This window comes from Pseudomonas sp. GV085 (assembly GCF_003050925.1).
Taxonomy (GTDB): domain Bacteria; phylum Pseudomonadota; class Gammaproteobacteria; order Pseudomonadales; family Pseudomonadaceae; genus Aquipseudomonas.
The window spans coordinates 189,998-212,458 of the sequence record NZ_QAOV01000007.1 but is presented as its reverse complement, the minus strand read 5'-3'; the positions used below and the strand labels follow the sequence as shown (position 1 = coordinate 212,458).

The window sequence follows — 22,461 nt, the reverse complement described above, 5'->3', positions numbered from 1 at the left end:
CCCGGATATCATAGTCGAAATGTTCGCTTTGGGAGCCCCCCGGGCGAGCTGTTTGCCGATCAGTCGTGGTTTCTTTATGTCCTGAAATGGCTGAAAGCCCCGGTTTATAAGGCTTTCAGCCGAAAGAAAAGACGAAAAAAAAGCTGTAAAACCTTCAAAAAATGTCAGGCAAAGCGACATTCGGCCTGTTTTTTCGGTTATTGCAGGTGAAAAAATCAATGCGAGAAGCTTATTTCTTCGCCCCGGGATCGACCCTGCAAGTGGCGATTTTCTTCATCGCCTGATTTCCCAGTTCTTGACTTGCCGTGCCGTCCATCAATGCCTGAAGGTCTTTGGCAGGATAGGATTTGATCTGGTCGGCGCCGCAACCACAGACGGCTTTTGCCTTCGCATCACCGATCTTTTGTGCCGCTGCAGGGACGCATTGCGCCATGTATTTCTCGCGCTCACCCTTTGGCCAATCGGCGTGGGCGGCCAATGGCAGCAGCAGAACGATGGGTGCGACTACGGCGAACAAACGGTTCAGACGCATGCTGGGATGCTCCTTGTGGGTCAATGACGTGTTATCTGAGGGGCGAAGCGGTGTTCAAGTTCAGCACTCTGGCATAAAAATGCCCGATTTGCCCCCGCACAAAGTCTGCGTGCATCGACGACCGTTCATCTGTGCTAGCATGCCTCGCTCGGGCGTTTGCAGGCTCCGACGGACCTTCAGTCCCGGCGGCGGCAGATGCGCGATTAACCCTGATTTGAATCCCAGTCACTCTGGTTCGGTTTTCCGGTTGGCCGCAAGGCTCCTGCCGCTGTAAGGCAGGCGTTCGTCATTGAATGGCCTGGACCGGATCTTGTACTGGCTCATCCCAACCCACGTGACCTTTGGTAGGGGTCACCACTAGGAGAGGAGGCGCCATGCCAACTATTACTCTTCCCGACGGCAGTCAACGTTCATTCGATCACCCGGTTTCCGTAGCCGAGGTCGCCGCATCCATTGGTGCAGGCCTGGCCAAGGCCACCGTGGCCGGCAAGGTCAATGGCAAGCTGGTCGACGCCAGCGACATCATCGACAGCGACGCGTCGCTGCAAATCATCACGCCAAAGGATGAAGAGGGGCTGGAGATCATTCGCCACTCTTGCGCCCACCTGGTTGGCCATGCGGTCAAGCAGTTGTACCCGACCGCCAAAATGGTCATCGGTCCGGTCATCGATGAAGGTTTCTATTACGACATCGCTTTCGAGCGTCCTTTCACTCCGGACGACCTGGCCGCGATCGAACAGCGCATGCAGCAGCTGATCGAGAAAGATTACGACGTGATCAAGAAAGTCACTCCGCGCGCCGAAGTGATCGAAGTGTTCAAGGCCCGTGGCGAAGACTACAAGTTGCGCCTGGTCGAGGACATGCCGAACGAGCAGGCCATGGGCCTGTACTATCACGAAGAATACGTCGACATGTGCCGCGGTCCGCACGTGCCGAACACGCGCTTCCTGAAATCCTTCAAGCTGACCAAGCTGTCCGGTGCCTACTGGCGCGGCGATGCCAAGAACGAGCAATTGCAGCGCGTCTACGGCACCGCCTGGGCGGACAAGAAGCAACTGGCCGCCTACATCCAGCGCATTGAAGAAGCCGAAAAGCGCGACCACCGCAAGATCGGCAAGCGCCTGGGCCTGTTCCACACCCAGGAAGAAGCGCCGGGCATGGTGTTCTGGCACCCCAATGGCTGGACTTTGTACCAGGTGCTCGAGCAGTACATGCGCAAGGTGCAGCGCGACAACGGTTACCTGGAAATCAAGACACCCCAGGTCGTTGACCGCAGCCTGTGGGAAAAGTCCGGGCACTGGGCCAACTACGCCGACAACATGTTCACCACCCAGTCGGAAAGCCGCGACTACGCGATCAAGCCGATGAACTGCCCGTGCCACGTGCAGGTGTTCAACCAGGGCCTGAAAAGCTACCGCGAGTTGCCGATGCGCCTGGCCGAATTCGGTGCCTGCCACCGTAACGAGCCATCGGGTGCCTTGCACGGCATCATGCGCGTGCGTGGATTCACCCAGGACGACGCGCACATTTTCTGCACCGAAGAACAGATGCAGGCTGAATCCGCTGCGTTCATCAAGCTGACCATGGATGTCTACGCCGACTTCGGCTTCACCGATGTCGAGATGAAGCTGTCCACTCGTCCGGAAAAACGCGTCGGTTCCGACGAGCTTTGGGATCGCGCCGAAGCTGCGCTGGCCGCAGCCCTTGATAGTGCGGGCCTGCCGTACGATCTGCAGCCGGGCGAGGGTGCGTTCTACGGTCCGAAGATCGAGTTCTCGCTGAAAGATTGCCTCGGTCGCGTCTGGCAATGTGGTACCCTGCAGCTCGATTTTAACCTGCCTGTCCGTCTGGGAGCCGAATACGTCTCCGAAGACAACAGCCGCAAGCACCCGGTCATGTTGCACCGGGCGATCCTGGGGTCCTTCGAGCGTTTCGTCGGAATTCTGATCGAGCACTACGAGGGCGCATTCCCCGCGTGGCTGGCTCCGACCCAGGCAGTGGTGATGAATATCACTGATAAACAGGCTGATTTTGCCGCCGAAGTGGAAAAAACTCTCAACGAAAGCGGGTTTCGTGCCAAGTCTGACTTGAGAAATGAAAAGATCGGCTTTAAAATCCGCGAGCATACTTTGCTCAAGGTTCCTTTTCTCTTGGTTATCGGAGATCGGGAAGTCGAGATGCAGACTGTCGCTGTGCGTACTCGTGAAGGTGCTGACCTGGGCTCGATGCCCGTCGCCCAGTTCGCTGAGTTTCTCGCGCAAGCGGTTTCCCGGCGTGGTCGCCCAGATTCGGAGTAATTATTATTAAGCGTGAAATGAGACAAGATAAACGAGCTGCACCGAAAGCCCCGATCAACGAGAATATCTCGGCACGCGAGGTTCGGTTAATTGGAGCTGAAGGTGAACAGCTTGGGATTGTGTCAATTGAAGACGCGCTTCTTAAGGCTGAAGAGGCCAAGCTGGATCTGGTGGAGATTTCCGCCGATGCAGTACCACCTGTTTGCAAACTGATGGACTACGGCAAATCGATCTTCGAAAAGAAGAAACAGGTTGCTGCGGCCAAGAAAAACCAGAAGCAGATTCAGGTTAAAGAAATCAAGTTTCGTCCAGGGACGGAGGAAGGGGATTACCAGGTAAAACTGCGCAACCTGGTACGTTTCCTGAGTGATGGGGACAGGGCCAAGGTATCCTTGCGATTCCGCGGCCGTGAGATGGCCCACCAGGAGCTGGGGATGGAACTCCTCAAGCGAGTTGAAGGTGACTTGCTCGAGTACGGTTCGGTCGAACAGCATCCTAAGATGGAAGGACGCCAGCTGATCATGGTCATCGCCCCGAAAAAGAAGAAGTAATCAACAGGGCACGGCAGGCCTTCTGATTATGTTTATCAACTGAATGCGGAGTATCCGAACATGCCAAAAATGAAGACCAAAAGTGGTGCTGCTAAGCGGTTTCTGAAAACTGCTAACGGTATCAAGCACAAGCACGCTTTCAAGAGCCACATCCTGACCAAAATGTCGACCAAGCGTAAGCGTCAACTGCGCGGTAGCAGCTTGCTGCATCCGTCTGACGTGGCAAAAGTCGAGCGCATGCTGCGCCTTCGTTAATTTTAGTCAAGAATAGAGGAAGTAACTCATGGCTCGTGTAAAGCGTGGCGTCATTGCCCGTAAGCGTCACAAAAAAATTCTGAAACTTGCTAAAGGCTACTACGGCGCACGCTCCCGCGTATTCCGTGTTGCCAAGCAAGCGGTAATCAAGGCAGGCCAGTACGCCTACCGTGACCGTCGTCAGAAAAAACGTCAGTTCCGCGCTCTGTGGATCGCTCGTATCAACGCTGGTGCTCGTATCAACGGTCTGTCCTACAGCCGTTTCATCGCCGGCCTGAAAAAAGCGTCCATCGAGATCGACCGTAAGGTTCTGGCTGATCTGGCAGTGAACGAAAAAGCGGCGTTTGCTGCGATTGTCGAGAAAGCTAAAGCCACCTTGGCTTAAGTACCCCCGACAGTCACCCGGCCTCACATCTGTGGGGTCAGGTGTTAAACGTCATAAATAGGGGAAGAGCCTTCAAGCTCTTCCCCTATTTTGTATCTGGAGTCTGTACATGGAAAACCTGGATGCGCTCGTCTCTCAAGCACTAGAGGCTGTGCAAAGCGCTGAAGATATCAATGCCCTGGAGCAAATCCGGGTTCACTACCTTGGCAAGAAGGGTGAATTGACTCAGGTGATGAAGACCCTGGGGAATTTGCCGGCAGAAGAGCGTCCGCAGGTCGGTGCGCTGATCAACGTTGCCAAGGAGCGTGTCACAGAGGTCCTTAATGCGCGCAAGGCATTGTTTGAAGAAGCCGATCTGGCTGCCAAACTCTCTGCCGAGTCCATTGACGTGACCCTGCCTGGCCGTGGTCAGACCTCCGGTGGTCTGCATCCGGTTACCCGCACTCTGGAACGCGTCGAACAGTTCTTCACCCGTATTGGCTACGGCATCGCCGAAGGCCCTGAGGTCGAAGACGACTATCACAACTTCGAAGCGCTCAACATCCCAGGCCACCACCCGGCCCGGTCGATGCATGACACCTTCTATTTCAATGCGAACATGCTGTTGCGCACCCATACCTCGCCGGTACAGGTCCGCACCATGGAGTCGAAACAGCCGCCGATCCGCATCGTCTGCCCAGGCCGTGTATATCGCAGCGACTCCGATATCACCCACTCGCCGATGTTCCACCAGGTCGAAGGCCTGCTGATCGATCGCGACATCAATTTCGCCGACCTCAAAGGCACCATCGAAGAGTTCCTGCGGGTGTTCTTCGAAAAGGAACTGGCGGTGCGTTTCCGTCCTTCCTACTTCCCGTTCACCGAGCCATCCGCCGAAGTCGACATGGAGTGCGTGATGTGCAGCGGTAAAGGCTGCCGCGTCTGCAAGCAGACTGGCTGGCTGGAAGTGATGGGTTGCGGCATGGTGCACCCGAACGTGCTGCGCATGTCCGGGATCGACCCGGAAGAGTTCTCGGGCTTTGCCTTCGGCATGGGTGTCGAGCGTCTGGCCATGCTGCGTTACGGCGTGAACGACTTGCGTCTGTTCTTCGACAACGACTTGCGGTTCCTCGCGCAATTTCGCTAGTCGTAACGAATTCTTAGGAGAGCAGGATGAAATTCAGTGAACAATGGCTGCGCGGCTGGGTTAGCCCGCAGGTAAGTCGCGACGAGCTGGTTGCTCGTCTGTCGATGGCCGGTCTTGAGGTCGATAGCGTTACGCCGGCCGCCGGTGTTTTCAGTGGCGTGGTGGTTGGCGAGGTGCTGAGCACCGAGCCGCACCCGGACGCCGACAAGCTGCGCGTGTGCCAGGTCAGCAGCGGTTCGGAAACCTTCCAGGTCGTTTGCGGTGCGCCAAACGTGCGCCCGGGCCTGAAGATTCCTTTCGCCATGATCGGTGCCGAGCTGCCAGGCGACTTCAAGATCAAGAAGGCCAAGCTGCGTGGCGTTGAGTCCAACGGCATGCTGTGCTCGCAATCCGAGCTGCAGGTTGGTGAAGGTAATGACGGTCTGATGGAGCTGCCGGCCGATGCGCCGGTCGGTCAGGACATTCGTGAATACCTCAACCTGGAAGATGCCAGCATCGAGGTCGATCTGACCCCGAACCGTGGCGACTGCCTGTCCCTGGCCGGTCTGGCCCGTGAAGTCGGCGCACTGTACGCCGCTCCGGTGGTTCGTCCGGTAGTGGCTTCGGTGCCTGCCGCCCACGACGAAGTGCGTTCGGTCGAAGTGCTGGCGCCCGCCGCGTGCCCACGCTACCTCGGTCGAGTGATTCGTAACGTCGACCTGTCCAGGCCTACGCCGCTGTGGATGGTCGAGCGCCTGCGTCGTGCCGATGTGCGCAGCATCGATGCTGCCGTCGACATCACCAACTACGTGATGCTGGAGCTGGGTCAGCCGCTGCACGCCTTCGATCTCGCCGAAATCAACGGTGGCATCCGTGTACGCATGGCCGAAGAGGGCGAGAAGCTGGTGCTGCTCGACGGTCAGGAGGTCACCCTGCGTAGCGATACGCTGGTGATTGCCGACCACTCCCGCGCACTGGCCATCGCCGGCGTCATGGGTGGCGAGCACAGCGGTGTTTCCGCGACCACCCGTGATGTGTTCCTGGAAAGCGCCTTCTTCGACCAGATCGCCGTAGCAGGCAAGGCCCGTTCCTATGGCCTGCACACCGATGCATCGCATCGCTATGAGCGTGGTGTGGACTGGCAACTGGCCCGCGAAGCCATGGAGCGCGCGACTGGCCTGCTGCTGGACATCACCGGTGGTGAAGCGGGTCCGATCATCGAGACCGTCAGCGAACAGCACCTGCCGAAAATTGCTCCGGTCACCCTGCGTGCCCAGCGCATTACCCAGATGCTGGGTATGGAAATGGATTCGGCTGAAGTGGAGCGCCTGCTCAATGCCTTGGGCCTGACCATTACTGCCGACGGGGCAGGGCAGTGGCGTGTAGAAGTGCCAAGCCATCGCTTCGATATCAGCCTGGAAGTCGACCTGATCGAAGAACTGGCACGCCTGTACGGCTACAACCGTTTGCCGGTTCGTTATCCGCAAGCGCGTCTGGCGCCGCAAGCCAAGGCAGAAGCCCGTAGCGATTTGCCGGAACTGCGCCGCCTGCTGGTTGCCCGTGGATATCAGGAAGCCATTACCTACAGCTTCATCGATCCAAAACAGTTCGAGCTGTTTAATCCGGGTGTGGAGCCGTTGCTGCTGGCTAATCCGATCTCCAATGACATGGCTGCCATGCGTTCGTCGCTGTGGCCAGGTCTGGTCAAGGCGCTTCAGCACAACCTGAACCGTCAGCAGGATCGCGTGCGTCTGTTCGAAAGCGGCCTGCGTTTCGTTGGTCAGCTCGAAGGTCTGAAGCAAGAGCCGATGTTGGCGGGTGTTGTTTGCGGTAGTCGCCTGCCGGAAGGCTGGGCGCAGGGTCGCGATACCGTCGACTTCTTCGACGTCAAGGCTGACGTGGAAGCGGTGCTGGGCTTCGCCGGTGCCCTGGATGCATTCACTTTCGTGCCGGGCAAGCACCCAGCGCTGCACCCGGGTCAAACCGCACGCATCGAGCGTGACGGTCGTCTGGTCGGCTTCATTGGCGCGATCCACCCTGAATTGTCGAAAACCCTCGGTCTCGACCGTCCGGTCTTCGTCTTCGAGCTGGTTCTGGCGGAAGTGGCGTCGGGCAAAATGCCTGCATTCCACGAGTTATCGCGCTTTCCTGAAGTGCGTCGTGACCTTGCACTGATTGCACACAAAGACGTCGCAGCCACGGCTGTACTGGACGTAATCCGTGAAAATGCAGGCGAATGGCTGACAGACCTCAGGCTATTTGACGTGTATCAGGGTAAAGGCATTGATCCTGATAGAAAAAGCCTCGCAGTCGGCTTGACCTGGCAGCATCCATCGCGCACTCTTAATGACGATGAGGTGAATACCGCAACGCAAAACATCCTCACCTCGCTCGAAAAAAGGTTGAACGCCACGTTAAGGAAGTGACGTATGGGGGCTCTGACGAAAGCTGAGATGGCGGAACGTCTGTATGAAGAGCTGGGCCTGAACAAACGGGAGGCCAAGGAATTGGTCGAACTGTTTTTTGAAGAAATCAGGCACGCTCTTGAAGACAACGAACAAGTCAAATTGTCCGGTTTCGGCAATTTCGACCTTCGGGACAAACGCCAGCGGCCTGGCCGCAATCCGAAAACGGGGGAAGAAATCCCGATCACGGCTCGCCGTGTGGTCACCTTTCGTCCAGGGCAGAAGTTGAAGGCCCGAGTTGAGGCTTATGCTGGAACCAAGTCATAACGACGAGCTCCCCGTCATCCCGGGCAAACGCTACTTCACCATTGGTGAAGTCAGCGAGCTGTGTGCGGTAAAACCGCACGTGCTGCGCTACTGGGAGCAGGAGTTTCCTCAACTCAACCCTGTCAAACGTCGCGGAAACCGCCGGTATTATCAGCGCCAGGATGTGCTGATGATTCGGCAGATCCGCGCGCTTCTTTATGACCAGGGGTTCACAATCGGCGGAGCGCGCCTGCGCTTGTCCGGTGATGAGGCCAAAGACGACACCACCCAATACAAACAAATGATCCGCCAGATGATCGCCGAGCTCGAAGATGTTCTGGTGGTGCTCAAGAAATAAAATCCTGCTTTTAAATACTTCCAGTTTTCAAAAGCTTGCGATATATTCTTGAACGTTCCTCGAGGTGAGGAACAGGTTTCACGCCTAGTCGGGGCGTAGCGCAGTCCGGTAGCGCACTAGCATGGGGTGCTAGGGGTCGAGTGTTCGAATCACTCCGTCCCGACCATATTTTTCAAGGGGTTGCGAGATTTTATCTCGCGACCCTTTTTATTTTTGATCGTTTTTACCCCTACAAAACGACTGGCTCTCGGTGGTAGCCTCAGAACCAGCGATAAGGGATAAGCGGACTGTGGATCCTCACGAAGCGGCTCAGTAGAGTACGTAGCGCAATGGTCTCGGGGACTCCGAGCTGTCGCATCATCGTATCCTCCACCTGCTGACTCTGGATGAGGATGCGAGCGACGACTTTCTTGCCTTCGGGTGTCAGGAAAATTTGCGCGTGGTCCTCATCGTCCGGTGCGGTGCGTTCGTCATCGATGCGAATCAGCCCTCTCGCTGCCAGGTCGTTGATCGATTCAGGGCCGACTTCGCGTCCGGTGTACGCGGCGAGGGAAATCAACTCGTGGTAGGTGCGTCCTTCCCGCGTACCCAGTGCACTGAGGACCAGGTACTCGATGTTGTTGAGTTTGAGCTCAGAGGCATGTTCCTGCGTCCTGGCGGAGAAGTGCAGGTATGCGCTGGCCAGCAAATAGCCAAGGGGGCTGGCTTCGCTGACGTTACGAGGATCCTCGTCAGGAGGCGGCATGATGGTTTGCGCGGTGCTGGTGGCGATGGCGTAGTTGCCACTCTGGAATACCAGCGGAGGGGTATCGGACTTGTCGAACTTGAGTACTTCGCCCACCAGGATGATGTGGTCGCCGCCATCGTAGATATGGGCCGTGCGGCACTGCAGCCGAGTGGTGCAGCCGGCCAGCAGCGGCGCCGAGCCCAGGCCGCCCTCGTACTCGATGCCGTCGAACTTCTCCGGCCCGGAGACGCTACGGGCGAAACGCGCCGAGAGTTCGCCCTGGTCGTGGGCGAGGATATGCACAGCCCAGTGGCTGGCTTTTTCGAAGGTGGCGAGGCTCTGTGATTTGCGAGCCAGGCTCCAGAGCACCAGTGGAGGGTCCAGGGACACGGAGTTGAAACTATTGGCCGTTACGCCGACGGGGGCATCGTCCTGGTCGCGAGCCGTAATGATGGTGACACCCGTGGTGAACGTCCCCAGAGCGTGGCGAAACTCCCGGGGATCCAGTGTGGTACTGCCATGTTTCTGCTGGCCGGCTTGTGAGCGTTGTGCGTTGTTATTCATGCCCGTTTCCTCTGGTGCTGGGAGCCGTATCTGTGGCTTGAATTGTCTAACGTGCAGCACTTTCCAGCATGGTCAGAACGGACGATGTTTGTTGATATCAAGGTGTTTGCAAAACTACGTGAGGGCCAAGGAAGGCGGGCATGGATGAGATTTTGTGGCTCAGGCTGGATGTCGATTGAAATGGACCTGATCTGCGCGATTTCGTGTGCGCTAGACATTGATTTCATGGGAAAAAAAGCCCCCGTAAGGGGGCAGGGGTAAACGATCTCCGATGTCGGGACCTGGCCGCGTCAGTGGCTGATTGCGCGTTCACGCGCCATGTCCAGCGCCAGGTCCTCGATCATGTCCTCCTGGCCGCCGACAGTCTTGCGTCGGCCCAGTTCCAACAGGATCTCGTGGGAGGGCACGCCGTACTTCTTTTCGGCACGTTTGGCGAACAGCAGGAACGAGGAGTAGACGCCAGCGTACCCTAGCATCAGCGAGTCACGGTCGACCCGGACGATGTGCTCCATCATCGGGAACACCTTCTCTTCGGCGACATCGGCGAGCTTGAACACGTCCACGCCCGTAATGATGCCCAAGCGATCGCAGACCGCATTGAAGACTTCCAGCGGCGTGTTGCCGGCACCGGCACCGAGGCCGGCGGCGGAGCCGTCGATGCGATTGGCACCGGCTTCAATGGCTGACAGCGAATTGGCTATGCCCATGCCGAGATTGTGGTGGCCGTGGAAGCCCAGCTCGGTTTCCGGTTTCAGCGCCTGGCGAACTGCGTCGATGCGCACGCGAACGTCTTCGGGGAGCATGTACCCGGCCGAGTCCGTGATGTAGAGGCAGTTGGCGCCGTAGCTTTCCATCAACCTGGCCTGTTTCACCAAACCGTCGGCGTCGAGCATGTGTGCCATCATCAGGAAGCCGACCGTATCCATGTCCAACTTGCGGCCGTACTGGATGTGCTGCTCGGAAACGTCGGCCTCGGTGCAATGGGTTGCCACGCGAATGGTGTGTACGCCGCAGTCATGTGCCATCTGAAGGTGATCGACGGTGCCGATACCGGGCAGCAGCAGGGCCGATACCTTGGCCTGTTTCATTTGCGCAATGACCGCACGCAGGTATTCCTCGTCGCTGTGTGCCGCAAAGCCATAATTGACGGAGGCGCCGCCCAGGCCATCGCCGTGGGTGACTTCTATCAACTGAACACCGGCGGCGTCCAGACCGGTGGCCACATCCACCATCTCCTGCAGGGTGATCTGGTGGCGCTTTGGGTGCATGCCGTCGCGCAATGACATGTCGTGCAGTTTGATTTGCTTGCCGCGTAAAGAGGTCATGGCAATTTCCATTCGAGAGTGGTTAGGCGTTCAGCATGTCTTCGGCAAACATTTCCGCGGTACGGGCGGCGGCCGCAGTCATGATGTCCAGATTGCCGGCGTACTTGGGCAGGTAGTCGCCCAGGCCCTGCACCTCCATGAAAATCGACACGCGATTGCCGTCGAATACCGGTCCGTTCTTCAGCGTGTAGCCGGGCACATACTTCTGTACGTCCTTGATCATTGCGTGCACCGATTGGGTGATAGCCTCGCGATCCGGTTCGCTTTCGGTCAGGCAGTGAATGGTGTCGCGCATGATCAGCGCAGGTTCGGCCGGGTTGATCACGATGATCGCCTTGCCTTCCCTGGCCCCTCCGACCGTGACCACCGCGCCGGCAGTGGTGCGGGTGAACTCGTCGATATTCTTGCGGGTGCCGGGACCGACCGAGCGGGACGACACCGTCGCCACAATTTCGCCATAGGCAACGGGCTGCACACGTGACACCGCGTGGACCATGGGAATGGTCGCTTGTCCCCCGCAGGTCACCATGTTGACGTTCAGCACCTGCTTGCCCAAGTGATCGGCCAGGTTTACCGGCGGCACGCAGTACGGGCCGATGGCCGCAGGCGTGAGGTCGATCATCAGCACGCCCAGTTCATTGAGCTTGCGCGAGTTCTCGGCATGTACGTAGGCGGAGGTCGCGTCAAAGGCGATCCGGATGTCGTCGGCCTTGACGTGGGGCAGGAGCCCATCGACGCCTTCGCAGGTGATGTTCAGGCCCATTTCCCGGGCGCGCTTCAAACCGTCGGATTCGGGGTCGATCCCGACCATCCAGACCGGTTCCAGCACTTTGCTGCGTTGCAGTTTGTAGAGCAGGTCGGTACCGATGTTGCCGGGGCCGATCAGGGCGCATCTGATTTTGCGTGTCATGGCCAGTTCTCTCGCATCTAGGGAGGGCAGAGTCAGTCGGTGAAGCGAATCGAGGCGCAGCCTATATCCGTAATGGTCAGCTCGAAGTGGTCGCCAGCTTTTACGGGTACCAGGGGAACCAGCGATCCCGACAGGATGATTTCGCCAGCGAGCAGGGGCATGCCGAAGGTACCCAGGGTATTGGCCAGCCAGGCCACGGCCTCGGCTGGGTGCCCTTGCACGGCCGAACCAAGCCCGCTGGAATGTGGCTCTCCGTTGCGCTTCATATCCAGGCGGACATTGGCGAGGTCGAGACCGGCAGGGGAGACGCGCGGGCTACCCAGGACGAAGACACCGCAGGAGGCGTTGTCGGCGATGGTGTCCTGTATGGATATCTTCCAGTCGCAGATGCGCGAATCGACGATCTCAAAGCAGGCCATGACCGAGTCAGTGGCTTGCAGCACATCCTCCCGGGTGACGCCGGGGCCCATCAGGTCGTGCTTGAGGATGAAGGCAATCTCACCTTCTGCACGGGGCTGGATGAGGTTGGCCTGGCTAAGGCTGACGCAGGCATCGTTATCGAAATGCATGCGGTCGGTGAGGAAGCCGAAGTCCGGTTGGTGGACGCCGAGCATTTCCTGCACGGCTTTGCTCGTCACTCCGATTTTCTTGCCGATGATCTGCTCGCCGTCGGCTTTACGCTGTTCCAGCATGGCCAGTGAGATGTGGTACGCGTCTTCGATATCCAGCGAGTCGGTGGTGGTCAGCGGCTCGATCGTCTCGCCATTGCGTAGCGCCCTGTAGAGACGCTCGGCGAGTCGCTGGCGCAGTCGCGTCTTGTCCTGCGAGGTACTGGAGATCGGTTCGATTACGGGCGGCATTGGACTGTCCTCTTGTCGGGGTTGTCCAAATCATGCCGGATGTGTCGGCGCGTGCCCTCACCCGCATGCAGTAGCTTCAGCACTCTTTCTGCATCTCTGCATTTTTACGGAGTCGGGGTAATTGATTTGGAGGAGGCGTCCGGGGCTGAGAAGCCCGCACACTGGCGACAAATTACCGGTGACCAACCCGTTACTGGCATGCGTCCTGAGTCTGGCGCTCTCTCTGCTGGCAGCGTCATCAATCCTGCTCCTGAGCCTGAGGTTGCATTTTCAATGAGCCTTCCGAGTCTGTTCATTCCCCATGGGGCGGGTCCCTGCTTCTTCATGCGCTGGGACTTCGGCCCGGCCGAAATGTGGCATTCACTGGGGGCCTGGCTGCAGGGCCTGGCGTCGGGCCTGCCGGAACGGCCGAAGGCCATCCTGGTCGTTTCCGCACACTGGGAGGCCGAGCGGTTCACGCTGACTTCCAGTCCGGCCCCTGGCCTGATCTACGACTACAGCGGATTCCCGGCGCACACTTATCGACTGCAATACCCGGTCGCCGGCGCACCCTGGCTGGCCAGGGATGTTTGCGAACGCTTGCGCGGCGCTGGACTACCGGCAACGCTCGACGACACACGCGGACTGGATCACGGTGCGTTCATCCCGTTCAAACTGATCTATCCACAGGCGGATATCCCGATGTTGCAGCTGTCACTGCGCGGCGATCTGGACCCAGCAGCGCACCTGGCTGCCGGGGTGGCGCTGGCAGGGTTGCGAGAGGATGGGGTGTTGATCGTGGGCAGCGGCATGTCTTTCCACAACATCCGTGCATCTGCAGAGGACCTGGCTGCGCGGGCGCAGGCATTCGATGACTGGCTACTCGATACGCTGATGGGGACGCCGGAGGAACGAAGTCAGCGCCTGCGCCATTGGGTCGAGGCACCGCAGGCGCGTTTCGCCCATCCGCGCGAGGAACACTTGCTGCCGTTGCTGGTGGCTTGCGCTGCAGCAGGTGACCAGCCCGCACGGCGTGTTTACGCCGAGCGGCTGGGGGGCCTTGTCGCGGTCTCGGCTTATCGCTTTGGCTAGTCGTTGCGGCTGTCGGAGGAGGCCTTGAACTCGATGTCGCCTGGGCCGAAATAGGCGCGCATGGAGGTGATGAGCCCGGCTTCGTCGAAGGTCATCACATCGATGACCCGTACCCGCGCTTTGCCCTGGGGTAGCTTCGCCACGGCATCGAAGGCCATTGCGGCAGCATCGCCGTGAGAGGCGCGGATCGGTGCGCAGAGCTGCAGGGTGGCACCGTTGGCCATGGCGCTGCGGTAGAACTCGACGATTTGCGTCTTGCCCTCGCGAGGCGACGAGCCGTACGGGTCTTCCACCGTTGCGTCGTCGTGGTAGAGAGCGATGATGGCTTCCAGGTCATTGCGGTTGAAGGCGTCGATGTAGGCCTGAAGGGCGCTTTTCATTTGGATTTCCGTTGGCATGTCTACTCCTTGCTCAGGCGATTGCCTGCTGGTTTATGGCGGATGTGGTTTGCGTGACCGGCTGGAACTCCACCCGGGTTAGATGCACCGAGGCTTCCCACAACCCGGCCGCCACCTCTTCGCAACTCACGGGAGAACTGCAGGTTGGCGCGGATCAAGGCCGATTGGCTGCGCTCACTCATGGGGTGCTCCCCTGGTTCTTGTCGTGGGGGATGGTCAGTGTCGTCAAGGCGGCCAGTGTCAGCAGAGCGGCGGTGCAGCCGAGGGCGAGGGCGTAGGAGTGCCGCTCGGCGAGTACCCCGATGAGAATGGGGCCGATGACCATGCCGAGGTCGGCGGCCATCTGGTAGCCGGCTATCACCGTACCCCCACGGCCATTGGCGGCGTCACCGGCGACTGCGGCTGCGGCGGTGGTGCAGAAGGCGGTTCCGAGCCCCATCAGCGCGAGCCCGCCCAGGTAGGTTGCCAGCGATTGCCCGCCCTGGATGAGCAGGAAACTGCCCAGTACCAGGGACATGCCCAGCATCAGGCTTGGCTTGCGGCCCCAGGTGTCCACCCATCGGCCAGCCTTGGGCAGCAGCAGTGTCTGGGTCAGTGCACCGACAGTCAGACCGATGCCGATCCACTTCGCCGGCTGGTTGAGCACCGTCAGCAGGAACAGCGGCAGGACGGAAACCCTGACCCCGTAAACGGCAAAGCCGATGGCGAAATTGCTGGCGATCGCGGATCGGTAAGAGGCCAGGCGTAGCGCCTGGCCAAAGCTGACCGCCGCTTGCCCGGAGTCGTTCGCCGCGTTGTGAGCGTGGCGCAGGTGGCGCAGCAGCAGTGCCGCGACCAGGGCCGCCGCTCCCGTTCCGGCTCCGTAGAGGAAGAACGGCAGACGCACAGACATGTCCACGAACAGGCTGCCGATGGCGGGACCGGCGACCGTCCCGACGTAATAGGCACCCATGAACAGCCCCGCCGCCCGCCCCCGGTGGCTGGCGGCGGTGGTGCGCAGCATGAGGCTCATGGCCGACACGCTGTAGAGGATCGAGCCCATTCCGCACAGACCGCGCCATGCCAGCAACTGCTCGGCGGAAGTGGAAAAGCCGGCGGCAACGCTGCCCAGCGCCATGAGCCCAAGGCCGCCGCACAGCAACCGGTACTCGCCCCAGCGATTGACCAGCCTGCCGCCTGGCCAAGCCATCAGCAGGCGGGCGAAGGGGAAGGCTGCGATGATCATGCCGATCATGCTGCTGCCCACCCCTAGCGCCTGGCCGAACAGCGGAATGGCCGGTGACTGGATGCCGAAGCCCACGGCGGAGATAAAGCTGATTACGCACAGGCAGCGCACTTCCGTAGAAATGCCGCCGAGCCAGCCGGTGTCTCCAGCGCCTCTGGACATACTGTGCTCAGCGCCCATGAAAGACCGGCTGGCGCTTTTGCGCGAAGGCGCTGGAGGCTTCCTTGTGATCTGCGCTGAGGAAGGTCGCCGCTTCCAGCTGCAGCCCCAAGTCGGTCACCAACTGACTGCGCTGGCGCAGGATCTGGTTCAGCGCGCGCTTGGTGCCCTGCAGCGCGAGAGGAGGGAGGGCGGCCATGCGCTCTGCCATCTGCAGCGCCTGATCATGCAGCTCCGTGGCCGGCATGGCCCGCAAGGCCAGGCCCAGCCGGACAGCTTCACTGCCACTGAGTCGCTCGCCGGTCATCAGGTAGTACTTGGCAGCGCCGAGGGGCATGCCCAGGGGCCAGGCCAGCGCGCCACCATCGCCTGCGACCAGGCCCATGGGCACATGAGTGTCGGCGATCTGGGCGTCGTCGGCGATAAGCACCACATCGCAGAGCAGGGCCAGAGTCGCCCCCAGCCCCATGGCGTAGCCCTGCACCGCGGCGATAATCGGCTGTGGGACATCGAGGAAGCGCTCGATCAGGTTCCCGGCGCCGCGGGTGACCAGGGCCATGGCTTCGCATGGGGTCTGCTCGATGGCCGGCGTCTCGGCAAACGCCTTGACGTCGCCACCGACACAAAAGGCCCGTCCTGCACCCTGCAGCACCACGGCCCGGACGCTGGTGTCGTGGCGCAGGTCGGCAAGAATGGCTTCGAGGCCTTCATGCATGTCGGCTCCCACGGCATTGAGGCGTTCGGGGCGATTGAGGGTCAGCACCAGGACATGGTCCCGGAGCTCGGCGAGAATACTGTGAAAACGTCCGTAATCGGTCATGGGGAAACTCCGTTTTTGTTGTCTATGGGATTGAGCGGCGCCCGAGCTTTTCCAGCATCGCCGCGCGGGCTCGCGCCCGATCGGGATCAAGGACTGCAAGGTTCTGCAGCGTGGCTTCGGCCTCCAGTTGCTCGGCCAGGCTGTTGCGTGCGGCCTGGGCCAGGAGGCGCTTGGTCAGCCCTACGGCGAGTCCGGGTTTGGTGGCCAGTTGCTCGGCCATCTCCAGCGCGTGTCCAAGCAGTCGTTCCGGGGCCAGCACCTCGCTCACCAGGCCCCACTCGCGGGCCTCTTCGGCGCCCAGCCGGCGATTGCTGGACAGCCAGGAAAAGGCCCGGGCGTAACCCAGCAACCGGGTGATGAACCAGCTGCCACCGGCATCCGGGACCAGCCCTATGTCGACGAACGCCGGTACGAACTTGGCGTCGCTGGACGCGATCCGGATATCGGCGGCGCAAGCCAGCGAGAGTCCGGCACCCGCTGCGGCGCCGTTGACGGCTGCGATGACAGGCTTGTCCAGCGCGGCCATTGCCAGGGTGTTCGCATTCAGTGCGTGGCGCAGCGTGCTATGGCCCAGTGCCCCGGAGGCGGGTGGCGCGTTGAGGTCGGCACCCGCGCAGAAGCCGCGTCCGGAGCCGGTCAGCACCACTGCGCGAACCTGCGAATCACCGGCCTCGTGCCAGGCGTCGCAGAGCTCGCGGTGCAACTCGGCATTGAACGCGTTCAACGCCTCAGGGCGGTTGAGTGTCACCAGAAGCACCGCGCCCTGGCGTTCGCGCAAGACAGTGCTCATAGCGCTGCTCCCGTGCCGAGAATGGCGGTGACCTGGCTGGAGAACTGACCGCCGTTGCCGTGGGCCAGCGCCAGCTCCACGCCGGCCTGCTGCCGTGCTCCGGCCTCACCGCGCAGTTGCCGCGTGGCTTCGATGAGGGCGAAGATGCCGTACATGCCCGGATGGCAGTAGGACAGGCCGCCGCCGTTGGTGTTGACCGGCAGTACGCCTCCCGGGGCGATGCGTCCATCGGCGACGAATGCACCGCCTTCGCCCTTGGCGCAGAAGCCCAAGTCCTCCAGGAACATGATGGTGTTGATGGTGAAGGCGTCGTAGAGCTGTAGCACGCCGATGTCCGCCGGTCTGACCCCGGCCATGGCGTAGGCTCTGGCGCAGGACTCGACTGCACAGGTGGTGGTCAGATCAGGCATCTGGGAAATGCTGCGGTGCGAGTGCGCTTCGCCCGCGCCGAGCAGGTATACCGGTGGTCTTGGCAGGTCACGTGCGCGATCGGCACGGGTAACCACCAGGGCGCCGCCGCCATCGGTGACCAGGCAGCAATCGCGGATGCTGAGCGGGCTGCAGACAATTTTGCTGTCCAGCACGTCGGTAATACCGAGCGGCCCTTTGTCATGGCAGAAGGCGACGGGGTTGAGTTGCGCCCAGGCGCGCGCGGCGACGGCCACCGCGGCCAACTGCTCACGAGTGGTGCCGTACTGATGCATGTGCCGGGCGGTGGCCAGGGCGTAGCCGGACACCGGGTGGCGCGGCTTGTAGGGGGCTTCGTAGCTCGGCATCTCCAGTGGTCCGGTCAACGGCTGCCGGCGTTGGGCATCCGCGCGCGGAGTACTGCCGTAGACGATCAACGCCGTGTCGCAGAGCCCGGCGTTGAGGGCCGCCGCCGCGTGGAACAGGTAGGACAGGAACGAGCTGCCGCCGATATTGCCGCTATCGCTGTAACGGGGGCGGATACCCAGGTATTCACCCAGGTCCAGGTTCGACATGAAACGGCCGGCGACACAGCCGAACAGGCCATCGACATCCCGGGTGCGCAGGCCTGCGTCATTCAGCGCGTGAACCGCCGCCTGGGCGGCCAGTTCGATGGGGTAGCGCTGTGGCCCGACGTCACCCAGGTCCGATTCAGCGACCCCGACGATAGCGGCAGCGCCGCGCAGATCATGGTGAGTCATGGTCGTTCTCCTTCGTTGAGGTCGAACACCACGCGCGGCTCCTGGCCATCGAGGCGTTCCACCCGCGCCTGGACCCGGGCGCCAATGGGCGGTGCATCGCAACCCGGGACAGTGCTCATCATGCGAAAGCCTTCGTCCAGGTCCACCAGCACGAGGTTGTAGTTGTGCTCCTTGTCGAAGACCACGCTGGACGAATAGAGCGTGCCCAGCCCTTGGCTGTCGCGCAGGCCCAGTTCCACCGAGCCGCAATGAGGGCAGCAGGGGCGCAGGTAGAAGACTGCCTGATCGCAGTCTTGGCAGTGCTGATAAGCCAGGGCACCCCGTGCCAGGCCTTCGAGATAGCGCTGGTACGGCGCCGGTTCGCGGACATCATTCATTCTGGCTTCCTCCGGGGGTGTCGTAGGTGGCGACGGCGGTTGCCGTCAGGACGTCCTGGCGCTGACCGTTGGCTGCTTCGCGCTGCACCAGCAGTTCACAGTTCACTTGCATGCCGTCAGGGCCTTCGGGGTCGATGGCGGTAACCCGGCCGCTGAGGATCAGGGTGTCGCCTGGCCAGACCTGGGAGACGTAGCGCACCGAGTACCTGCGCAGCGCCGCCAGGCCCAGCCAGGAAGTCGTGTAGGCCGAGAGGATGCCCGCCGTCAGCAGGCCATGGCCGAATACGCTGCGGTAGCCGGCGCGGCAGGCAAAGGTCTCGTCGTGGTGGATGGGATTGAAGTCGCCACCGGCGCCTGCGTAGCGAACGATGTCGGTTCGGGTGATCGGCCCGACACGGCGCACGGGGGCGGTGTCTCCGATCTGGAAACGAGGCGAAGTGTCGTGGTTTGTGCTGTTCATGTGGGCAGTACCTCGTGCTCGTCCATGGGCGGCGGCGGGGGCAGTTCGATGATGGTGCTGCGGGCGATCAGCGCCAGTTGATCGTGTTCGTCGTAGAAACCCGTCTCGCGCACGATCAGGGTCATCTCGCCCTTGGCGCCCCGCTTGCAGGTCACGTCGGCGATATGCGAGCGGACGGTGAATTCCTCGCCGGCCAGCACCGGTCGCAGGTATTCCCATTCATTGCCGCCGGCCAGTACGCGCTTGAGGTCGAGGTTGAGCGGGTTGCCTTCCTGCGGGGGTTGCCAGTGCATGGAGACGGTGCTGAAGGTCGGCGGTGCCGGCGGGGCGCAGAAGCCCTGTTGGCGCGCCGCCTCGGGGTCGAAGTAACAGGCATCGGTACAGAGGATCGCCTTGGCGAACTCGGCGATCTTGCCTTCCTCGACCTTGAAGCGGAACGAGGGGAACTGGTAACCGACCAGGGATTGATCTGCCATCGCGTTCACTCCTTCAGTGCGCCGGCCCGGATGACCCGGCCAGCACCACCAGAGCGTCGGCGGCGAAGACCTTGCCGTCGTCGACCCGGATCGGGTTGATGTCGATTTCGCTGATCTCCTCGAGCTCCAGGGCCAGGTTGCCGACGCCCATCATGATGGCGGCGATCTGCGTCTGTTCCTCGGCGCTGAGGCCACGCCGCCCTTGGACCAGGCGACCCTGGAGCAGTTTTCCGAGCGCGACGCGGGCGGTTTCGAGCCCGAACGGCGGGCGCAACAGCGTGGTTTCCGCCAACTGCTCGACCAGCACGCCACCCAGGCCCACCGCCACCATCGGGCCGAACACCGGGTCGCGCTGCAAGCCACAGGTCAGCTCCATGCGTGCGGGTACCATCTCCTGCACCAGCACGCCGTCGAGGACGGCATGGGGCGCCCGGCGCCGCACTTCGTCGAGCATGTCTCCATAGGCTTCACGCACCGCATCCGGCCCCTGCAGACCGAGGCGGATGGCGCCCACGTCGGACTTGTGCGGCAGCTGACAGGACATGACCTTGAGCACCACCTTGCCGCCGATGCGCGTCGCCGCCGCGATGGCGTCCTCCTCGCTGTGTACCCACTCTTCACGGGTGATGGGGATGCCGTACTCGGCGAACAGGCGCTTACCCTGGGCCTCCATCAGCACCTGCTCTCCCTGGGGTAACTGCAGGTGCTGCCGCGCGCGCCGGGCACGTTCGGCATCGGGTTCCCGGGTGTGGTCCGCCGCGAGGGACGGTCGCGAGGAGAAACGCTGCAGGGCGGCGAGCGAGCGGGCGATCCTCTGCGGATCGGTGTAGGTCGGCACGCCAGCCTGCTTCAAGGGCTCCACAAGGTCGGTGGACAGCACAGCCATGGGTTTGTCGGTGCGCTGGTAGAGCGCGGCCAGTTCCCTGGCTGCCTCGGTGGCGCGAGCCCAGGTGACCGTGGTGAGCATGTCGACCGAAGGGCTCTGGGCGACCAGGTTCTGCAGTGCAAAAAGTGACTCCTGCTTCACCGCTGCGGTGGTGTCGATGGGGTTGGCAACGCTGCCGAAGAAGGGCGTATGCAGCACACTGAGCATCTGTGCCTGTTCCGCTTCGGGGAAGGTCGGGATATCCAGGCCGTTGAGACTGGCTTCGTCGGCCAGCAATACGCCGGTGCCACCGGAGGCAGTCATGATCGCCAGGCGTTTGCCGGACGCCCGGCGACCGTCCTGGAAGATCATGCCCAGATCGAGCATCTCCTCCAGGCTGTGAGCCACGATCACGCCGTACTGACGGCAGACTGCATCGAATACATCGACGGCACCGACCACCGACGCGGTGTGGCTCATGGCGGCCTTGGCCGCAGCTTCGGAGCGCCCCGCCTTGAGGACCACCAGTGGCTTGTCGAGCGCCTGGGCGCGCCGGGCTGCTTCTATGAATACCTCCGGGTCACGCAGGGTCTCACTGAACGCCAGCAGCACACGAACTTCCGGTCGCTCCACGAGGTAGCGCAAAACAGCCGCGACGTTCACGTCCAGCTCGTTGCCGGTACTGACGAACCAGCCAAGGCGCAGGCCGGTGAGCAGTCCCTTGGTGGTCAGGTAGGAGCCAAAGCCACCGCTCTGGGAAACCAGCGCCACACCGCCGCCCGGTGGCAAAGGTTCGTCCGGGGTCAGGGCGAAGTTGGCCATGACGCCCCCGGCGATGTTCAGGTAGCCGATGCAGTTCGGACCAATCACCCGCACGCCGCCAGCCTTGGCCAGCTCTGCGATGCGCTGCTGCAGGGCGGTCCCTTCGGCTCCGGCCTCGGCGAAGCCGGAAGAGAGCAGCGCGACGCCACCCACGCCCTTGGCCACGGCCTGTTCCATGATGCCTTCGACGGCCTGGCAGGCCACCGCGATGACTACCAGGTCCACGGTTCCCGGTACATCGTGCAGGCTGGCGTAGGCAGGGCTGCCCTGGACGCTGTCGTCCTTGGGATGAATCGGGTAGAGCGCGCCGCCGAAGGAGCGCTTGAGGTTGGCGAACAGCATGCCGCCGATGCTGTAGAGGTTGTTGGAGGCGCCAACCATGGCGATAGAGCGAGGTGCCAGCAGGCGATCGAGATCGGGAGCTGCGGTGTCGATACGAGTCATTGTCGTTGTCCTGTTCCGTGGTGGTTTGCGCGCTTAGCGCACCATCATCGAGCCGCCATCCACCGACAGAACCTGGCCGGTGACGTAGGAGGACTCTTCGCTGACGAGATAGAGGAAGGCCGGGGCTATTTCTTCGGGCTCGGCCGAGCGCCGCAGCGGGTGCTGTTTGAGCGCTGCCGCATGGGCATCGGCGAATTTCGGGTCGTTCATGATGGTCTTGGTCATCTCGGTGGCCGCCGCCGGAGCGATGGCGTTGACCAGGATGTTGTACTTGCCCAGCTCGCGGGCGGCGGTGCGCACCATGCCGAGCATCGCCGACTTGGCCGCGGCGTAGTTGATCTGGCCGATGGAGCCGTTCTGCGCAGTGGAGGAAGTGACGAAGACGATGCGCCCCCACTGGCGTTCGATCATGTCGGGGACCACCGCCTGTAGCCAGTAGAAGGAACCGTGCATGTGCACATCGATCACCTGGTGCCACTCGGCACCGGTCATCTTGTGCAGCATGGCCGGACGGGTGATGCCAGCGTTGTTCACCAGGATATCGATGGGGCCGAGCTCGGCCTTGATGATGGCGGCGGCGGCGTTGACGTCGACCTGGTTGGCAATGTCGCAGCGCACGAACAGGGCTTTGCCGCCCTCGGCATGAATCAGCGCGGCGGTTTCTTCACCGCCACTGACGTTGATGTCGACTATGGCCACGCTGGCGCCTTGCGCCGCATAGCAGCGGGCCACGGCGCGACCGATTCCTTGTGAAGCGCCGGTGATTACGGCGACGCGATTGTTCAAACGCATGATGGGGCTCCTT

The 22,461-nt window shown here is 61.5% G+C and carries 24 protein-coding genes and 1 tRNA gene; 10 read left to right on the top strand and 15 right to left on the bottom strand.

Features of this window, described 5'->3' with window-relative positions:
- Positions 1-229: 229 nt before the first annotated feature.
- Positions 230-532, bottom strand: coding sequence for a hypothetical protein (locus C8K63_RS16860; protein WP_108217751.1), 303 nt, complete (start codon positions 530-532; stop codon positions 230-232).
- A 374-nt stretch (positions 533-906) separates the two neighbouring features.
- Here C8K63_RS16860 and thrS point away from each other — a divergent pair, with 374 nt between their 5' ends.
- The 9 genes from thrS (at position 907) to C8K63_RS16815 (ending at position 8,360) form a co-directional block, all read left to right on the top strand.
- Positions 907-2,829 carry a threonine--tRNA ligase gene (thrS, locus tag C8K63_RS16855; RefSeq protein WP_108217750.1) on the top strand — a complete coding sequence of 641 codons (1,923 nt, stop codon included), beginning with the start codon at positions 907-909 and terminating at the stop codon, positions 2,827-2,829.
- The gene (gene infC / locus C8K63_RS16850) at positions 2,829-3,380 is read left to right on the top strand and encodes a translation initiation factor IF-3 (RefSeq protein ID WP_172668659.1); all 552 of its coding nucleotides are present in this window, start codon (positions 2,829-2,831) and stop codon (positions 3,378-3,380) included. The genes thrS and infC overlap by 1 nt, the downstream gene beginning before the upstream one ends.
- 60 nt (positions 3,381-3,440) lie before the next feature.
- Positions 3,441-3,635: a 50S ribosomal protein L35 gene (gene rpmI, locus C8K63_RS16845; protein ID WP_002553160.1), complete on the top strand. Its 195-nt coding sequence runs from the start codon at positions 3,441-3,443 to the stop codon at positions 3,633-3,635.
- Positions 3,636-3,663: 28 nt separating this feature from the next.
- Positions 3,664-4,020 carry a 50S ribosomal protein L20 gene (rplT, locus tag C8K63_RS16840; RefSeq protein ID WP_007905879.1) on the top strand — a complete coding sequence of 119 codons (357 nt, stop codon included), beginning with the start codon at positions 3,664-3,666 and terminating at the stop codon, positions 4,018-4,020.
- A gap of 109 nt (positions 4,021-4,129) precedes the next feature.
- Positions 4,130-5,146, top strand: coding sequence for a phenylalanine--tRNA ligase subunit alpha (gene pheS, locus C8K63_RS16835; RefSeq protein ID WP_007975711.1), 1,017 nt, complete (start codon positions 4,130-4,132; stop codon positions 5,144-5,146).
- 26 nt (positions 5,147-5,172) lie between these two features.
- Complete coding sequence (pheT, locus tag C8K63_RS16830) at positions 5,173-7,551, top strand: phenylalanine--tRNA ligase subunit beta (RefSeq protein WP_108217749.1); 2,379 nt, start codon at positions 5,173-5,175, stop codon at positions 7,549-7,551.
- Positions 7,552-7,554: 3 nt separating this feature from the next.
- On the top strand, positions 7,555-7,857 hold the full coding sequence (ihfA, locus tag C8K63_RS16825) for an integration host factor subunit alpha (RefSeq protein WP_002553164.1): 303 nt from the start codon (positions 7,555-7,557) through the stop codon (positions 7,855-7,857).
- Positions 7,838-8,194, top strand: a complete 357-nt coding sequence (locus C8K63_RS16820; RefSeq protein WP_003179985.1) for a MerR family transcriptional regulator — start codon at positions 7,838-7,840, stop codon at positions 8,192-8,194. The genes ihfA and C8K63_RS16820 overlap by 20 nt, the downstream gene beginning before the upstream one ends.
- An 89-nt stretch (positions 8,195-8,283) precedes the next feature.
- Positions 8,284-8,360: transfer RNA gene (locus C8K63_RS16815), tRNA-Pro, on the top strand.
- 93 nt (positions 8,361-8,453) lie between these two features.
- On the opposite strand, the gene C8K63_RS16810 is transcribed toward C8K63_RS16815, so the two are convergent.
- The 4 genes from C8K63_RS16810 to C8K63_RS16795 form a co-directional block, all read right to left on the bottom strand.
- Complete coding sequence (locus C8K63_RS16810; protein ID WP_108217748.1) at positions 8,454-9,485, bottom strand: flavin reductase; 1,032 nt, start codon at positions 9,483-9,485, stop codon at positions 8,454-8,456.
- Between the two features lie 290 nt (positions 9,486-9,775).
- Positions 9,776-10,810: a 4-hydroxy-2-oxovalerate aldolase gene (dmpG, locus tag C8K63_RS16805; protein WP_108217747.1), complete on the bottom strand. Its 1,035-nt coding sequence runs from the start codon at positions 10,808-10,810 to the stop codon at positions 9,776-9,778.
- A gap of 22 nt (positions 10,811-10,832) precedes the next feature.
- Positions 10,833-11,720 (bottom strand): acetaldehyde dehydrogenase (acetylating), encoded by an 888-nt coding sequence (locus C8K63_RS16800; protein ID WP_108217746.1) that lies wholly within the window; start codon positions 11,718-11,720, stop codon positions 10,833-10,835.
- Positions 11,721-11,752: 32 nt separating this feature from the next.
- Complete coding sequence (locus C8K63_RS16795) at positions 11,753-12,580, bottom strand: fumarylacetoacetate hydrolase family protein (protein WP_108217745.1); 828 nt, start codon at positions 12,578-12,580, stop codon at positions 11,753-11,755.
- A gap of 273 nt (positions 12,581-12,853) precedes the next feature.
- On the opposite strand from C8K63_RS16795, the gene C8K63_RS16790 reads away from it, so the two are divergent.
- Positions 12,854-13,651 carry a class III extradiol ring-cleavage dioxygenase gene (locus C8K63_RS16790; protein WP_108217744.1) on the top strand — a complete coding sequence of 266 codons (798 nt, stop codon included), beginning with the start codon at positions 12,854-12,856 and terminating at the stop codon, positions 13,649-13,651.
- On the opposite strand, the gene C8K63_RS16785 is transcribed toward C8K63_RS16790, so the two are convergent.
- The 10 genes from C8K63_RS16785 to C8K63_RS16740 all read right to left on the bottom strand — a co-directional run bounded on the left by C8K63_RS16785 (position 13,648) and on the right by C8K63_RS16740 (position 22,448).
- Positions 13,648-14,031 carry a nuclear transport factor 2 family protein gene (locus tag C8K63_RS16785; RefSeq protein ID WP_256594961.1) on the bottom strand — a complete coding sequence of 128 codons (384 nt, stop codon included), beginning with the start codon at positions 14,029-14,031 and terminating at the stop codon, positions 13,648-13,650. The genes C8K63_RS16790 and C8K63_RS16785 overlap by 4 nt on opposite strands.
- A 196-nt stretch (positions 14,032-14,227) precedes the next feature.
- Positions 14,228-15,436 (bottom strand): MFS transporter, encoded by a 1,209-nt coding sequence (locus tag C8K63_RS16780; RefSeq protein ID WP_158273954.1) that lies wholly within the window; start codon positions 15,434-15,436, stop codon positions 14,228-14,230.
- Positions 15,437-15,443: 7 nt separating this feature from the next.
- A complete protein-coding gene (locus C8K63_RS16775; RefSeq protein WP_108217741.1) occupies positions 15,444-16,253 on the bottom strand; it encodes an enoyl-CoA hydratase/isomerase family protein in 810 nt (269 codons plus the stop codon).
- A 22-nt stretch (positions 16,254-16,275) separates the two neighbouring features.
- Positions 16,276-17,043 (bottom strand): enoyl-CoA hydratase/isomerase family protein, encoded by a 768-nt coding sequence (locus C8K63_RS16770; RefSeq protein ID WP_108217740.1) that lies wholly within the window; start codon positions 17,041-17,043, stop codon positions 16,276-16,278.
- Complete coding sequence (locus C8K63_RS16765; protein ID WP_108217739.1) at positions 17,040-18,212, bottom strand: acetyl-CoA acetyltransferase; 1,173 nt, start codon at positions 18,210-18,212, stop codon at positions 17,040-17,042. The genes C8K63_RS16770 and C8K63_RS16765 overlap by 4 nt, the downstream gene beginning before the upstream one ends.
- Positions 18,209-18,589 (bottom strand): Zn-ribbon domain-containing OB-fold protein, encoded by a 381-nt coding sequence (locus tag C8K63_RS16760; protein WP_108217738.1) that lies wholly within the window; start codon positions 18,587-18,589, stop codon positions 18,209-18,211. Before C8K63_RS16760 ends, C8K63_RS16765 begins: the two co-directional genes overlap by 4 nt.
- The gene (locus C8K63_RS16755) at positions 18,582-19,049 is read right to left on the bottom strand and encodes a MaoC/PaaZ C-terminal domain-containing protein (protein WP_108217737.1); all 468 of its coding nucleotides are present in this window, start codon (positions 19,047-19,049) and stop codon (positions 18,582-18,584) included. Before C8K63_RS16755 ends, C8K63_RS16760 begins: the two co-directional genes overlap by 8 nt.
- Entirely contained in the window at positions 19,046-19,525 is a 480-nt protein-coding gene (locus C8K63_RS16750; RefSeq protein ID WP_108217736.1) for a MaoC family dehydratase N-terminal domain-containing protein, read from the bottom strand. Before C8K63_RS16750 ends, C8K63_RS16755 begins: the two co-directional genes overlap by 4 nt.
- A gap of 13 nt (positions 19,526-19,538) precedes the next feature.
- Complete coding sequence (locus C8K63_RS16745) at positions 19,539-21,656, bottom strand: acetate--CoA ligase family protein (RefSeq protein WP_108217735.1); 2,118 nt, start codon at positions 21,654-21,656, stop codon at positions 19,539-19,541.
- 33 nt (positions 21,657-21,689) lie between these two features.
- Positions 21,690-22,448, bottom strand: a complete 759-nt coding sequence (locus C8K63_RS16740) for an SDR family NAD(P)-dependent oxidoreductase (RefSeq protein ID WP_108217734.1) — start codon at positions 22,446-22,448, stop codon at positions 21,690-21,692.
- Positions 22,449-22,461: the final 13 nt, after the last annotated feature.